At 47.8% G+C, this 14,854-nt stretch carries 9 protein-coding genes; 4 read left to right on the top strand and 5 right to left on the bottom strand.

The annotated features are described in order from the left end of the window. Nucleotides 1-28: 28 nt before the first annotated feature. The 3 genes from ACO0KZ_RS00935 (at nt 29) to ACO0KZ_RS00925 (ending at nt 7,609) form a co-directional block, all read left to right on the top strand. Nucleotides 29-1,756, top strand: a complete 1,728-nt coding sequence (locus ACO0KZ_RS00935; RefSeq protein ID WP_422991814.1) for an alpha-keto acid decarboxylase family protein — start codon at nt 29-31, stop codon at nt 1,754-1,756. Between the two features lie 40 nt (nt 1,757-1,796). Then, nucleotides 1,797-3,809 (top strand): hypothetical protein, encoded by a 2,013-nt coding sequence (locus tag ACO0KZ_RS00930; protein ID WP_422991812.1) that lies wholly within the window; start codon nt 1,797-1,799, stop codon nt 3,807-3,809. Between the two features lie 1,298 nt (nt 3,810-5,107). Next, a complete protein-coding gene (locus ACO0KZ_RS00925; protein WP_422991810.1) occupies nt 5,108-7,609 on the top strand; it encodes a DEAD/DEAH box helicase in 2,502 nt (833 codons plus the stop codon). Nucleotides 7,610-9,019: 1,410 nt separating this feature from the next. On the opposite strand, the gene ACO0KZ_RS00920 is transcribed toward ACO0KZ_RS00925, so the two are convergent. The 4 genes from ACO0KZ_RS00920 to ACO0KZ_RS00905 all read right to left on the bottom strand — a co-directional run bounded on the left by ACO0KZ_RS00920 (nt 9,020) and on the right by ACO0KZ_RS00905 (nt 11,778). Next, nucleotides 9,020-9,388, bottom strand: coding sequence for a glyoxalase superfamily protein (locus ACO0KZ_RS00920; protein ID WP_422991808.1), 369 nt, complete (start codon nt 9,386-9,388; stop codon nt 9,020-9,022). Between the two features lie 112 nt (nt 9,389-9,500). After that, on the bottom strand, nt 9,501-10,394 hold the full coding sequence (locus ACO0KZ_RS00915; RefSeq protein ID WP_422991806.1) for a pirin family protein: 894 nt from the start codon (nt 10,392-10,394) through the stop codon (nt 9,501-9,503). Continuing rightward, nucleotides 10,391-10,798 carry an OsmC family protein gene (locus ACO0KZ_RS00910; RefSeq protein ID WP_422991804.1) on the bottom strand — a complete coding sequence of 136 codons (408 nt, stop codon included), beginning with the start codon at nt 10,796-10,798 and terminating at the stop codon, nt 10,391-10,393. Before ACO0KZ_RS00910 ends, ACO0KZ_RS00915 begins: the two co-directional genes overlap by 4 nt. A gap of 74 nt (nt 10,799-10,872) precedes the next feature. Next, nucleotides 10,873-11,778 (bottom strand): DMT family transporter, encoded by a 906-nt coding sequence (locus ACO0KZ_RS00905; RefSeq protein ID WP_422991802.1) that lies wholly within the window; start codon nt 11,776-11,778, stop codon nt 10,873-10,875. A 208-nt stretch (nt 11,779-11,986) separates the two neighbouring features. Here ACO0KZ_RS00905 and ilvD point away from each other — a divergent pair, with 208 nt between their 5' ends. Beyond that, the gene (gene ilvD / locus ACO0KZ_RS00900; protein WP_422991800.1) at nt 11,987-13,861 is read left to right on the top strand and encodes a dihydroxy-acid dehydratase; all 1,875 of its coding nucleotides are present in this window, start codon (nt 11,987-11,989) and stop codon (nt 13,859-13,861) included. A gap of 45 nt (nt 13,862-13,906) precedes the next feature. Here the strand turns inward: ilvD and ACO0KZ_RS00895 are convergent, their stop codons facing one another. After that, entirely contained in the window at nt 13,907-14,854 is a 948-nt protein-coding gene (locus tag ACO0KZ_RS00895; protein ID WP_422991798.1) for a hypothetical protein, read from the bottom strand.

Below are 14,854 nucleotides of genomic sequence, written 5' to 3'. Positions count from 1 at the left end.
TTTCAAATAATCATAAGGGAAGTCCACGATGAGCCGCCCACCATTTACCGTAGCCGATTATCTGCTAACCCGTCTATTGCAATTGAATGTGACCGATGTGTTTCAAATTCCCGGTGATTACGTCAAACATTTCACCCAAGCTCTGGAAGAGTTTGAGGGCATCAAAACCATCGGTGCCGTCAATGAATTAGATGCGACTTACGCCGCCGATGCCTATGCGCGTACACGTGGTCTTGCGGCAGTCTCTTTGCAATATGGTGTGAGTACCTTTAGTGCCTTGAACGCAGTCGCTGGTGCTTACGTCGAACGCAGTCCTATCGTGGTGATTAGTGCATGCCCAGGTGCAGATATGCGTAATCAAACCAATATGTACGGCATGATTTTTCACCATTCCACTGGCAACCTCGATGCTGATCAGAATGTGTTTAAGAATGTGACGGTAGCGTCTGAAACCCTAAGCACTTCGGTCGGTGCTGCAGAGAAAATTGATGCCTTGTTGATCGCCGCGTTGACCCATCAACGTCCGGTGTACATCGCTTGTTATAAAGAGGTGTGGGCTGAAACTTGCCCACGTCCATTAGCAACGCCATTAAAAGCACAGCGTACCCAAAGCGAAGCATTAGCTTTGGAAAATGCAGTTGAGGTGGCCTGGGAGCAGATTACTGCTGCGAAAAAACCTTTGATCTTTGCTGGAGTAGAAGTATTGCGATTTGGCCTGAGTGAACTTCTGCAAAAAATCATCGATACCAGCGGCATTCTCTATACCACAACGACTTTGGGGAAAACGGTAGTCGATGAAGTGGGTGAACAATTCATTGGCACTTACGCCGATCAGGCATCCATTGCCAGCGTCATCACCACGGTAGAACAAGCTGACTGCATCATTTCGCTAGGTACTATTTTGACCGACGATTATCTGTGGTTGATGCAAAACAAGTATCCGCAAATGATACAAAGCTCCATAGGGCAAATGCGGGTAGGTTACTTCCAATACGAGGGCGTGATGATGCAAGATTTTATGGAAGCCTTGTTGAAGCGCTTTCAGAAATCTAAAGCTTATCCTTTAAAAGTACAAGCCCCAGCGAAACCCATCTATCCCGAACCCTGGGTTTCGAATTCGGATATACGTTGGAATAATAAACCCGAAGTCATCACCTACAACCGCTTCTTCCAGCACACGATGAAGTTCTTGCAGGATCACAAGATGATGGACGACATCGTCATGGTGTATGGCGTCAGCAGCGCGATGTATGTCGCTAGCAATGCGATAGGTATGAAGCAGGGCAGCTATATCAGTTCCGCCGCTTGGCAATGCATAGGCTTTGAGACTGGTGCTGCATCGGGTGCCCAATTAGGCAGTGGTAAGCGTGCATTGACCATCGCGGGTGACGGCGGTTTTATGATGGTTTGCCAATCTTTGTCTACCTTGGTTCGTAATAATTTGAATTCAGTGATCTTTGTCATGAGCAATGGCGTGTATGCGATCGAACAAGTGTATGTCGACATCACGGCTTTTGAAGCCGGTCCGCAGCATAAGTTTGATAGCTTCGACATCTTGCCGAAATGGGACTATATGGCACTGGCGCAAGCCTTCGGTGCGAAGGGCTTTAGAGTCGAAACGGTAGAGGAATTGAAGCGCGTTCTGCCACTCATTAAGAAGATCAAGTCGCAACCTATTTTGGTGGAAGTTTGTATTCCCGAAAAAGATTTGCCACAACAAATGGCGCGTCTTGGGAATGAGACTTTGCCAGTGTAATTTCAACTTATCAATCAAGAGTGAATTTTAGGAGACTTTCATGGCAAAGCAAAATCAAACGACAAAGACATATTCCATTTTCGGTGCTGGTGCAGCTGGACTTTACACAGCCTGGCGTTTGTTGAATGGGGAAGTGAAGAACAGTAAAGATAAAAGTAAAAAGCTAGCCAAAGGCGATACGCTAGAACTCTACGACTGGGGACGTTACGATTTCTCCAAAGCGCATCCCGGCACGCGCGCAGCGGGTGCTCGTATCTGCACTTGGCATTACAAGAACGATAAAACTCAGGCTTACTTGGAATTAGGCGGCATGCGTTATTCGGATTGGGATATGAATGCCAAAGACGCCAATAATGGTACTGCGCCCGGACACCGCGTTGTCACCACGGTGATTAAACAGTTAGGCTTGGATAGATATTCTGTGCCGTTCAATGAATCGACTAATCCTCTCTACTATTTGCGCAGTAAAAACTTTTTTCTAAGCCAAATCACTTCGCAAAATCCAGCGCCATATCACGTTGATCATTACGGCGCAGATGCTGCACCTGATAATGGCTTCTCGACTTTAGAAAAACTGTCGGTGACTAAAAATATGACGCGTCGTCAGTGGGATACTTTCTATCGTGACGGCGTGATCAAGGTTAATACCGGTGATGGTTCGGTCTATCAAAAAGGCGATAAACTCAAGGACATAGGTTACTGGAATCTGATGTACGACCAACTCGGGAATGAAGGATTTAATTACGCTGCCGATGGCAATGGCTATAGCTCGAACGTGATCAACTGGAACTCAGCCTATGCGTTTCAGGCGAACAATGAATTCACACCAGGTAATCAATACAAGACCATCAACATCGGTTATTCAGGTATGTTCAATGCCTTGTTTGAGGAGATCATCAAGCTCGCCAAAGCGCAGGGCGTGATTTTTAACTATCAACCCAATATGCGATTGCAATCTATCATCGCGAAAGGCAAAACCATTCATTACAGTTACGCCACTCGCGAAAATCCATGGAAGAAAGCGGGTACTAGAACCACCGATGCAGCTTGGTTAGCGATGCCACGTCATGCGATTGAACAAGTGGCGCAAGGTTCACGCTTTGATGTCGAAGTTGGAATGACCGACGTTCTCAATCACCGTAAAGTCCAGTTGTATTTAGAAGCTGCCATTATGCAGCCTTCGTACAAAGTAGGGATGTTTTTTGACACGCCATGGTGGACTGCAGATGCGCCAAATCCTCCAACCTACATGCCGCAATTAACGGGCTATGAAGTGACGCAACGAGCGGTCGTGCAATTAAAAGCCTTGGGTTTATCGAAAGCGGCTTTAAAAGCGCTCAGTAGTTTGGTAGGTAATCCGTATGCGAGTTCGGCTGATTTGATCAGCGCAGTCGAAGCAATCACTGAAGAACGCTTAAGTCTCAAACACGAAAACGCCTTACTGCAAGTGACGTTCAACAGCACCATCGGCCCTAGCGTCACTGATACACCGATACGTCAGGTCGTGTATTTTGGCAATAACGCGACCGATCCTAAAGCTAAGCCTGTTTATGGTTTACTCGCCAGCTATGACGACGAGGTGTATACGACATTTTGGAAAGAGATGGAGCTAGAGCCAGATCAGGAACAACGCATTCCGAATAATGAAAACGTACAGACCTTACAGGGGCCGAAAAAAGTGCCAGATCGCATGGTGAAAATGTTGCGTAAGCAATTGGCCGAAGTTCACTTTGGTCCAAATTCTGATTACACGATGGTGCCAGCGCCAGTCGAAGCAGCGTATATGGATTGGTCATTGCCGCCATTCAACGCTGGCTATCACGCGTGGGCATCGCATTTTAATATCGGTGATGTACAGCAGAAAATTCGTAAACCATCGCAGTTGATGGAGAAGACGGATGTGAATATTTTCATCGTTGGCGAAGCGTATTCGAATGATCAGGCTTGGGTGGAGGGGGCATATTGTACCGCCGAGTCAGTGTTGAATGATTTCTTTGGGGTAGAGCCGATTATTGATAATCGTGAGTATCCGTTTATTTGTTCTGCGAAATAGTGGAATTTCTCTCTGAAATAATATTTCTGATAGTTTGTTGCTTTAAGCTCCCTTCTCCCGCTAGCGGGAGAAGGGTTGGGGATGAGGGACGTTCAGATTTAGATAGAGTCATCAAATGCGTTTGTTGATGTATATCGACGCTGAGCGTTTATCGATATGGATGTCTTCATCGGACGTATCTTGTAAATAACTTCTCAGCTAATCTCTTTGACCTCTGGTCGGGGGTAGCCCGACAGGTACTATCTTTTCTTTGCTTCGCCAAAGAAAAGACAGCAAAAGAAAGGCGACCACGCTGCCACTGGCCTTCGGCCTCCCAATTGTGCAAGACAAAAAATGGGAAAGTGTCGAAACTCGCTACGCTCAAACAACGAAGCTTTCTGTATCCATTTTCTGTCCTGCACAGTTGGCAGTGTCAGAAATGGATAAAGTTCAAGACCAAAGTCAGAACCAACGACCTACAGCCGCGAGAGCGTAGGATGGGCAGGATTTGTCTGCCCACGCTTGGGTCGTGTCTTAGGTTGGCTTCTATTTTGTTCATTTAACGAAGCGTTGCTGTATTTTTTAGGTCTGTAGGTCGGGGGTAGCCCGACAGCTACTGTCTTTTCTTTGCTTCGCCAAAGAAAAGACAGCAAAAGAAAGGCGACCACGCTGCCACTGGCCTTCGGCTTCCCAATTGTGCAAGACAAAAAATGGGAAAGTGTCGAAACTCGCTACGCTCAAACAACGACACTTTCTTTATCCATTTTCTGTCCTGCAAAATTGGCAGTGTCAGAAGTGGATGAAAGTCAAAAGCAAAGTCAAAAGCAAATACCTACAACAGCCAGTAGAAAAAAGAATGTCCTTTGGGACTGTTTGTTTTGATGTTGTAGTTGTTCTTGACCTGCCCCCGTTTAAGACGATGTAATTTGTGTGCCACAGAAAATGGATAAGAAAGTGTTGTTGTCTGAGCCGAAGGCGAGTTTCAACACTTTCCCATTTTTTGTGATTCACAAATTATGCTGGAGCGTAGCGTAAGCACCCGCAGGGCGAGTCTACGGCCGTCTTTTTTGGATTACCTTTTTTGACGAAGCAAAAAAGGTAATTGGCTGTCGGGCCACACCCGACCTGTGAACGATCAGCAATCCACAAAAAGTAAATTAGAGTCAAATAAATCGATAAATTATTCGTTGAAAATAAAGCATGCGTTGCGTCTACTATGAGGAATTTAAGCCTCAAACCAAACCCCAATCCAAATTAAAATTCCAACCAATAAAGCGCGGTATACTTCTTTCAAACTCAAGACAGTATTGATACCCAAAATGCCACCCCCAACAACCCACCACGCCCACTTCCAACCCCGCATCACCCTACAAACCCTACACCGAGGTGACGGCTTATTGGGAATGAAGCCCACAGGCACATTCGGCCCGCGCGGTGGCTGTGTCACAGTGGTGCAAATTGATTGGCTCTACACCACAGACACGGGCTTGAGCTGGACAACGCCAGCACCAATCACGCTATTAAATCGCCGACCACATGCCACCCATTTAATGGAAGACGCGCAAGGCCAGCCGGTTGTCCTCGTTCGCGATCTCGGTGCAGAAGCAGATGCTTTGGATAAAGTGTGGGACTTAAATTTACAACCTGTGCCAGCAAGTAGTTTGCAATGGCGCAGTGAAGATGCTGCTTTGCAATTTGGTCCGCTATGGAGTTTGCAACAAGAAGGTTTTTTTGCGGATTTTTGGGCGGAAGAATTACCGCGTTTGCAGGCGCTAGGTTGGCGTGTTGTCGTGCGTCCGGGCTTTGCGCATGAGAGTGTGCCTGTGGATGCTTGGCATTTAATTTTGGATCCCGACACTGGAGAAGTGCTAGGCAAAGAAGTCGCTGCCACCATGCGTGGCTATGCGCCGATTATCGTGCCTCTTGGTTTGCCGGCGCGTGAAGGATCTTGGTTGTTGAGTTTGGGTGTGGAGATTGATGGTCAGATTGTGGATCTGGTACCGATGTTGGCCAATTTGTTGCGACGTGATGCGCGATGGTCAGATGCGAAGAAGGTAATAGCAATCGATGATCTTGAAGTCATACAGTTGCGTGCGCCAGGTGGAAAACGCGTTGATGCTTTGGCCGCACCACTAAAGGCCATCGTTATGAATATGCTGGAGTTGTTGAGCGACGAGCAGCGTGCACAAGATCAAATGGCGGGACCGTTGCATTTGTCGGCCTGGGACGGCTATCGACTGGAGGCCTTACGCCAATCTTTGCTCGATAGTCAGGCCGCGCGAGCTGGTGTGCATGGCGGCTGGCAACTGCGTGGTGATCTGGGTTTGCGTGAATTGGCGCAGCGCTTGCAAATGGTGGGCGAATTAAAGCCTGTCGTTGCGCCAGTTGGTTTGGGTATCACTTTGCGGCCATATCAATTGCATGGCGTGGCGTGGCTGCAATACCTGCGTGAGCATCATCTTGCTGGTATTTTGGCGGATGACATGGGTTTGGGTAAAACCGCGCAGGCGCTGGCGCATATTTTGATCGAGAAGCAAGCAGGGCGCTTGGATAAACCTGCATTGATTGTGTTGCCGACGTCGCTGGTGTTTAACTGGCAGGCAGAAGCACAGCGTATGGCGCCAAGTTTGCGCGTGTTGGCATTACAGGGTGCGCAACGTGCCGAGAATTTTGCTCAGATGGCTGAGGTCGATATCGTATTGACGACCTATCCTTTGTTGTGGCGCGATTTAGCCGTTTTGGAACAGCAGGAATTCCATCTTTTGATTTTGGATGAAGCGCAAACCGTGAAGAATGCTTCCAGTCGTGGAGCAGACGCGGTGCGTCGTCTCAGTACACGGCATCGGTTATGCATTACAGGTACGCCACTAGAAAATAATCTGGGTGAATTGTGGACGCAGTTTGACTTTTTGATGCCAGGCTTTTTGGGCGATATGCGCAGCTTCACACGACTGTGGCGCAAACCTATCGAAGTCAATGGTGAAACCTTAAGAGCACAATTATTAGCGCGCCGTGTGCGGCCTTTTATTTTGCGTCGCCGTAAAGATGAAGTCGCAAGTGAATTGCCAGCCAAGACTGAGGTGATCAAACGGCTGCGATTGCAAGGACAGCAGCGTGAATTATACGAAAGTGTACGAGTCGCGGCGGACGAGAAAATTCGAAGAATTCTAAAGAACAAAGGATTCTCTGGCAGCCAGATTACGATACTCGATGCGCTCTTAAAGCTTCGTCAGGTTTGCTGTGATCCTTATCTTTTAAAGGGTTCCAAAACACCCGACACCATGGAGCGCGCTAAGCTAGAAATGCTCAGCGATATGCTGCCCAGCTTGGTGGCAGAAGGCAGACGTATTTTGGTATTTTCCCAGTTCACCGAGATGTTGGATTTGATTGCAGTACAGCTGGATAAATTGGCTTTGCCATTTTTGAGTCTGACAGGAAAAACACCAGTAGCGCAACGTGGTTCGGTGGTTGCACGATTTCAAAATCAAGCTGAAGACAATGCGCCGCCAATTATGCTAATTAGCTTAAAGGCTGGTGGAGTGGGTTTGAATTTAACGGCTGCTGATACCGTGATCCACATGGACCCATGGTGGAATCCCGCGGTCGAAGAACAAGCCACGTCACGCGCTCATCGTATCGGACAGGACAAGAAAGTTTTTGTGTATAAATTGGTGGTGGAGGGCAGCATAGAAGAGCGCATACTTGGTTTGCAGGAACGTAAAGCAGCGTTGGCGGAAGGTGTGCTTGGTAGTGATGCGGCGTTCTCCACGAAGTTTAATGTTGAGGATTTACAGGCTTTGTTGCAGCCTTTGGGGTTGTAAGGGGAGGGTGGTTTTTGCTTTATTTGAGATTGGGTAGGGCGGGTGCAACCCGCGCGGTAAATTGATTTTAACGATTTATCGTTCAACTATTTTTCTCACTCTCAATCACCATCGCCACATATCAAAATATCTGGTAGCGCGGGTTACACCTGCCCTTCAAGGCTCGTCTCTCCTGAGCAATCTCAAATTTGCCTGAATTCTCTTGACCGTATTATGCGTTTTGTAAGCTCCTTCCCCTTCAAGGGGAAGGTCGGGATGGGGATGGGTTATCGCCTGGGTTCTAGTAAGACTGGTTATTTTTTTGATCGTATTTTTTTGTCGTTGATCTGCAGTCTGTAGGTCGGGGGTGGCCCGACAGCCACTCACTTTTCTTGCTTCGCCAAGAAAAGTAAGCAAAAGAAGGCGACCACGCTGCCACTGCCCTTCGGGTTCCCAATTGCGCAAGACAAAAAATGGGAAAGCCTTGAAACTCGCTTCGCTCAGACAGCAAGGCTTTCTTTGTCCATTTTCTGTCCTGCACAATTGGCAGTGTCAGAAGTGGATGAAGTTCAAAACCAAAGTCAAAACCAAAGTCAAAACCAACGACCTACGGTCGCTAGGGCGTAGGGTGGGCGGGAATTTTCTGCCCACGCTTGATTTGTATATTGGGTTGGCTTTTTTCCGTATAACGAAGTGTTGTGATGTTTTTTAGGTCTGTAGGTCGGTGGTAGACCGACAGCTACTATCTTTGCTTCGCCAAAGAAAAGACAGCAAAAGAAAGGCGACCACGCTGCCACTGGCCTTCGGCTTCCCAATTGTGCAAGACAAAAATGGGAAAGCCTTGAAACTCGCTTCGCTCAGACAGCAAGGCTTTCTTTGTCCATTTTCTGTCCTACACAATTGGCAGTGTCAGAAGTGGATGAAAGTCAAAAGCGACGACCTACAGCCCCCAATAGAAAACGAGTGGCCGCAGATATTGAATGTTTTGATGTTGCCGTTGCTTTTGACCTACCCCCGTTCAAGACGATGTAATTTGTGCGTCACAGAAAATGGATAAGAAAGTGTTGTGTCTGAGCGCAGCGAGTTTCAACACTTTCCCATTTTTTGTGATGCGCAAATTATGCTGAAGCGAAGCGTAAGCACCCCGCAGGGGCGAGTCTACGGTCGTCTTTTTTGGATTACCTTTTTTGACGAAGCAAAAAAGGTAATTGGCTGTCGGGCCACACCCGACCTGTGAACGATGAACACAGGAAAAAATTATTGTAATCAAAGAACTAGAAATTGCGGAGAAATTCATTATGTAGGGCGGGTGCAACCCTCGCTGTAAATCTATTTCAAGAATTTATCGTCCCAAGTATTGTTTCTTGCTGCAAATCACCATCACAGCACCGTGAAAATTCTGGCGGCGCGGGCTTCACCCGCTGGACAGGACTACTGCTGCACGAACCGCAAAGTATTGCCGTCGGGATCGTTCACGTAAAATTCACGAGTCCCCCAAGTCTGATCTAATGGCCCCTTGTGCACAGGAGAGTCAGGATTTCCTGTTGTAGCAAGTCCCCGGGCAAGGTAGTGTTTGAACAGTGCATCGATTTCATCGGTGAGCACTACAAGCGCTTGACCATATACCCCATCTCCACTGTGACTGGATAGAAACACTCGATCAGAGCCTCTCGATATGACGGTGAATGAAGGATCACCTGCGTGAAGGTCACCATCCAAATGTTCAAAGTCAAGAACACCCGTATAGAATTCCAGCGCCGTTTTCATGTTGCTGCAGCGTACGGTTGGGATAATTGGCATGGCAGGCTCCTTCAATCTCAGGTTTTATTATGTTGGTTAAAATTTCCCTATTTCATAGTTGCGTGAATCAAATTGATTGTTTGTGGTGAGAGAAATGTTCATCGATTTAATTCTAACGCTTCGGCAAAGGAATCCGTTCAACCTCCCGAGGCACCTGCCCCATTCCCAAAGCACTGTCACCAGCCTCCCAAGCCAAGGCCGCAGCATCGATAACTTCCTTACGACTAGCAACAAAATTCCACCACATAAATCGATGACCCAAAGCCTGACCACCAATTAGTACGAAACGTGAAGGTTGGTCGCCGCTGCTGATGATTTGTTCCTGATCGATGACTAACATCGTATGCGATCCCAGTGCTTCGCCCGCGACAAATACTTCCCCTTCAATTGGATAAATCGCCTGCTCGTCAGCCAGAATGGGTAATTGCCATTGGCTATTCGGTGGCAGTTGAATATCGAGATAGAGTGTCGGCGATAAAGTCGCTACAGGCGAGCTAGCACCGAATGCACTTCCGACTAAGACGCGTATGGTTGCATTGCCATTGGTGATTTCGGGTATGGCGGAAGCGGGTGTGTGGCTAAACGAGGCCGAGATTTTTTCTTTATCCTCAGGTACAGCTAGCCACAACTGTAAACCGTGGTTGACGTAGGTGTCATTCTTTTGTTCTTCTGGTTTGCGTTCTGAATGGACGATGCCATTTCCGGCGATCATCAAATTGATAGCCCCCGGTTCTATACGTTGGGTGTAACCTAGATTATCTCTGTGCAGAATCACGCCATCGAATAAATAGGTTAATGTCGCCAAACCTATGTGAGGATGTGGGCGTACATCGTGATTGTCTTCTGGCTTGACTGTGACTGGGCCGAAGTGATCGAAGAAGATAAACGGACCAACCGCCTGCCTTTTAGCGGAGGGCAGTAAACGACTAACGACAAAGCCTCCGCCTAGATCTTTGCCATGTGCCTTGAGTACTTTGGCTGGATCAAATGGATCGTTGGTACTCATTTTGCACGCTCGACTTTCGTGGTGATTTCTGTGGTGACGCTGGTCATTAATTTATGCACGGGACATTTTTCTGCGACGACACTGAGTTGATGAAATTCTTCATCACTGAGGGCGCCATGGATAATTAGGTGAGTGCTCAATCGGTAGATACCTTGGCGTTCTTCACTGTCATCGCGTTCTATTCGTGTATCTATGTGCGTGACCGCAATATTTTTTTTGCGGGCGAACCACATTACGGTTAAGGCTTTACAGGAGGCTAGTGCTGCATCGTACAAATCGTGCGGGCTAGGCCCCAGATCTTCACCGCCTTCTGCGACGGACACATCCATGGTCAGTTGATGGTCCCCCATAGATAATGTCTGTGCCAATAAGGCTTGGGCTTTGCTTTCTAAATGGATGTTCATAGTGTTCCTTGTTTGCTGATGCTAGTAACACGCCTATTTTAACCAAGCCTGATCATGGATGCTGGCGGTAATGATTAAACTTTTTGTTTAGACGAAATAACGATGCCTGCGATTATGAGTAAGAAGGCGACACCGTGATACCAATCGGGTAGCTCTCCCAAAATGGCAGCAGATAAAATAGTCGTGAACAATGGCGTCAGATTGACGAAAAATCCGGCCACATTGGGCCCGGCTTTTTGTATGCCGGCTCCCCAGCAACGAAAGGCGATCAAGGCGGGGCCTATGGCAACGAAGATAATCGCCGCCAGTAATTGCCAGCTCCACTGTATGTGGTAGTCGATGAGTGCCCATTCTCCCGCGGCAAAAAGTCCTGACCAGATCACACCAAAGCTGATTTGTGCCAGCAGAAAAAATGTCCAGCGCGGTCGCAGTTCTTGATACTTATTTTGATCAGTGAGTAGCCAGCTATAAAACGACCAGGCGATCGTGGCGGCGATCATTAACAGGTCACCTGCAACCAAATGTAAGGCGAGCAGATGCTCAAGTTTGCCGCGGCTTAATACAAAGAGCACGCCAACGATAGAGAGTACTGCGCCTGCGATTTGCGGCATGCGTATTTTGGCGCCGAAGAAAAGCCAGCCGACCAGCATCATCCACACGGGCATGCCTGACGCGACTAAGGTGACGTTGATAGGACCCGAGCTTTGCAAGGCGGCGTATTGCAGGGCGTTGTAGACACCGATACCCAACAAGCCCAACAGCGCATATTGTTTAGCATCGCGCCAAAGACTGCTGTCTCTTTTGAATATAGGGTATGCAAACGGCAGTAAGATAAAGAAAGCACACAACCAACGGAGAAAATTTAAGGTCACAGGCGGGATGTCGTGATAGATCGCTCTACCGATGATGGCGTTCGCTGCCCACAAAAGTGGTGGGACAGTGAGCAGAATGATGGTGTTGATTGAGAGTTTATGGCGCATTAAATATAGAGATGAGAGTGCCTTGATTTATCGCTGAGCTTGCATTTTCATGCTTGGCTTTTGTGTTTTATGAGTATGCAGTGATGTAAAAGTGATTATTAATATTTTTTTCGACTTAATAATGACTATTTTAAATATTTGACATATTAAATGCTTTGCTTCAATCTTCCATTTTGCTTTTTCTTATTCTATCTGTTGAGGTGACCCCATGCCTGTATATCGTTCCCGAACCACCACTCATGGCCGTAATATGGCAGGTGCCCGCGCTTTATGGCGTGCTACTGGCATGAAAGATGGCGACTTTGAAAAACCGATTGTGGCGGTGGTTAATTCCTTCACACAGTTTGTGCCTGGCCATGTGCATTTAAAAGACTTAGGTCAAATGGTGGCGCGTGAGATCGAAGCGGCAGGTGGCGTGGCAAAAGAATTTAATACTATTGCGGTGGACGACGGTATCGCGATGGGACATGGCGGCATGCTGTATTCCTTGCCTTCCCGCGAATTGATCGCCGACTCAGTCGAATATATGGTCAATGCGCATTGCGCTGATGCTATGGTGTGCATTTCCAATTGCGACAAAATTACGCCGGGCATGTTGATGGCCGCCATGCGTTTAAATATTCCTGTGGTATTTGTCTCTGGTGGCCCGATGGAAGCAGGCAAGGTCATGGAAACTTTGCATCCTAAACAGACAGGCGAACAAAAGATCATGAAGATCGATCTGGTCGATGCCATGATTAAAGCCGGTGATAGCAGTGTCAGTGATGAAGAGATCGGTCGTATAGAGCGCTCTGCCTGTCCGACCTGTGGCTCTTGTTCCGGTATGTTCACAGCTAACTCGATGAACTGTTTGATGGAAGCCTTAGGCTTAGCTTTGCCAGGCAATGGAACGATTTTGGCGACGCATGCTGATCGTAAAGAATTGTTTTTGCGCGCAGGCCGTTTGATTGTTGATTTGGCCAAGCGTCATTACGAGCAAGACGACTACACTGTTTTACCACGTTCGATTGCAAACAAAGCGACCTTTGAAAACGCGATGGCGCTAGACGTCTCCATGGGCGGATCTACCAACACCGTGTTGCATTTACTGGCTGCAGCGCATGAAGCTGGCGTCGATTTTAAAATGGCGGATATTGATCGTATTTCGCGTAAAGTGCCATGCTTGTGCAAGGTCGCACCGATGACCGATAAATATCATATCGAAGACGTACATAGAGCTGGCGGCATTATGGCTATCTTGGGGGAATTGGCGCGGGCGAATTTGTTCGACACCACACGCCCAACGATTCATGCACCGAGTTTTGCCGAAGCCATTGCGCACAATGATATTGCTGTCAGTGATGATGCCGCAGTCAGAAAAATGTTTATGGCGGCGCCGGGCGGTGTACCAACACAAACCGCATTCTCACAAGATAAACGTTTTGATAGTTTGGATATTGATCGCGCTAACGGTTGCATACGTGATTATGAACACGCCTATTCCAAAGATGGCGGTCTTGCGGTCTTGTACGGTAATTTGGCAGAAAAAGGTTGCATCGTGAAGACGGCCGGCGTCGATGAAAGTATTTTGACTTTCAGCGGCAAAGCGCGTGTTTTTGAAAGCCAAGATGACGCGGTCGCTGCGATTTTGGGCGATACCGTGCATGAAGGCGACGTCGTGATTATTCGCTACGAAGGTCCGAAAGGCGGCCCTGGTATGCAAGAGATGTTGTATCCAACCTCGTACATCAAATCTAAGGGCTTAGGTAAAGCTTGTGCGCTCTTCACCGATGGTCGTTTCTCTGGTGGTTCATCAGGTCTGGTGATCGGCCATGCTTCACCTGAAGCGGCCGAAGGCGGAGCGATTGGTTTGGTCGAAGAGGGCGATCAAATTTTAATCGACATTCCAAATCGCAGCATACGTCTGGACATCAGCGATGAAACATTAGCCGCACGTCGCGCAGCGATGGAAGCGAAAGGCCTATTAGCATGGCAGCCAGTGAATCGTGATCGCTATGTATCGCAGGCTTTGCAAGCTTACGCGGCGTTAGCGACTTCTGCAGATCGCGGTGCTGTGCGAGATATTACGCAGTTGCGTCGATAAGAGAAAAATTCGCCCTCTCCCTAAGTGGGAGAAGGCGAAATCCAACTAAGCTTGTAAGCTTTGATGCGGCCTAGGCTTCACCTGCCGCAGAAATTCCACACCCAAAAGCAACAGCGAAAACGCAACAATTACGCCCATGAAAAACTTTGCTGTTGAATCGCTGGCAGGGGACATCATGATAGTGCCATCGACGATCGCCCAAGTCATCACTGCACAAGTCAAAAGGCTTAATCCGGTTTCAATACGTCGTAATAAGGTAGTCCAGCACCCCTGAATCATGACCGCAAAGTAAAATGGAATATTCAGAAATACAAGTGCAAGTAAGAAAGGCGCTTGACGTTGCAAAAAAGCATCGGTGTAAGTTAATGCCGTGTAGGCAGCCGGTGCTGCGTTGCCGCTCCAGATGACATCTAAAATCCACGTTGGATTAATAAGTAAATAGATACCGCAGAGCATTGCAATTAATCCTAAACCCACCGCAACACGACCTCCTGTGATTCGGTCTTGAGCAAGCGGTTTCCATTCCATTGCACCTGGCCGACGCTGGCGTGCCCATGAAGCAATGCCAAAACTGACGACCAAAACGCCAGGCCACCAGAATGAGGGAATGACTGTTTTTCCCCACCATGAACTGAGCACGCGAATAAAATCGGTTCCAGAATTGATAGGTTGATTTAAATTAGCTAGTAAACCTAAACTCCAGATCAGTACCAAACCAGTCATAGTTAGACTTAAGAATTTTGCACCATCCGCTGGATCGATAATCATTAGTGCAGGCCGATAGCGTTCGGCTACCTCATTCGGATGCCCGAAGCTTTTGAGTAAACTCAACGCCATCGCGTAGTCAGGCTGGCTTCCAGCTTCATCGGCCTTTGCTTGCAGCTCCTCTTGTAGTAACGCGCGTAACTCGAATGCGACATCGTTACGCTGCTTGCGTGGTAGTTGTAGTGCGACATCGGTGATATACGATTCAATAACATCATTTGCTTTCAT

This window comes from Undibacterium sp. Di24W, from assembly GCF_049340325.1.
In the GTDB taxonomy this organism is placed as follows: Bacteria; Pseudomonadota; Gammaproteobacteria; order Burkholderiales; family Burkholderiaceae_D; genus Undibacterium.
Note: the sequence above shows the minus strand (reverse complement) of the source record. Positions and strands in the feature narration are given on the sequence as shown.

Bases quoted from the DNA above. Each gene is read 5' to 3' on its own strand.
- ACO0KZ_RS00910 (WP_422991804.1), bottom strand. From the start codon at position 10,798: ATGAACATCCATTTAGAAAGCAAAGCCCAAGCCTTATTGGCACAGACA.
- ilvD (WP_422991800.1), top strand. From the start codon at position 11,987: ATGCCTGTATATCGTTCCCGAACCACCACTCATGGCCGTAATATGGCA.
- ACO0KZ_RS00920 (WP_422991808.1), bottom strand. From the start codon at position 9,388: ATGCCAATTATCCCAACCGTACGCTGCAGCAACATGAAAACGGCGCTG.
- ACO0KZ_RS00930 (WP_422991812.1), top strand. From the start codon at position 1,797: ATGGCAAAGCAAAATCAAACGACAAAGACATATTCCATTTTCGGTGCT.
- ACO0KZ_RS00935 (WP_422991814.1), top strand. From the start codon at position 29: ATGAGCCGCCCACCATTTACCGTAGCCGATTATCTGCTAACCCGTCTA.
- ACO0KZ_RS00905 (WP_422991802.1), bottom strand. From the start codon at position 11,778: ATGCGCCATAAACTCTCAATCAACACCATCATTCTGCTCACTGTCCCA.
- ACO0KZ_RS00895 (WP_422991798.1), bottom strand. From the start codon at position 14,854: ATGAAAGCAAATGATGTTATTGAATCGTATATCACCGATGTCGCACTA.
- ACO0KZ_RS00915 (WP_422991806.1), bottom strand. From the start codon at position 10,394: ATGAGTACCAACGATCCATTTGATCCAGCCAAAGTACTCAAGGCACAT.
- ACO0KZ_RS00925 (WP_422991810.1), top strand. From the start codon at position 5,108: ATGCCACCCCCAACAACCCACCACGCCCACTTCCAACCCCGCATCACC.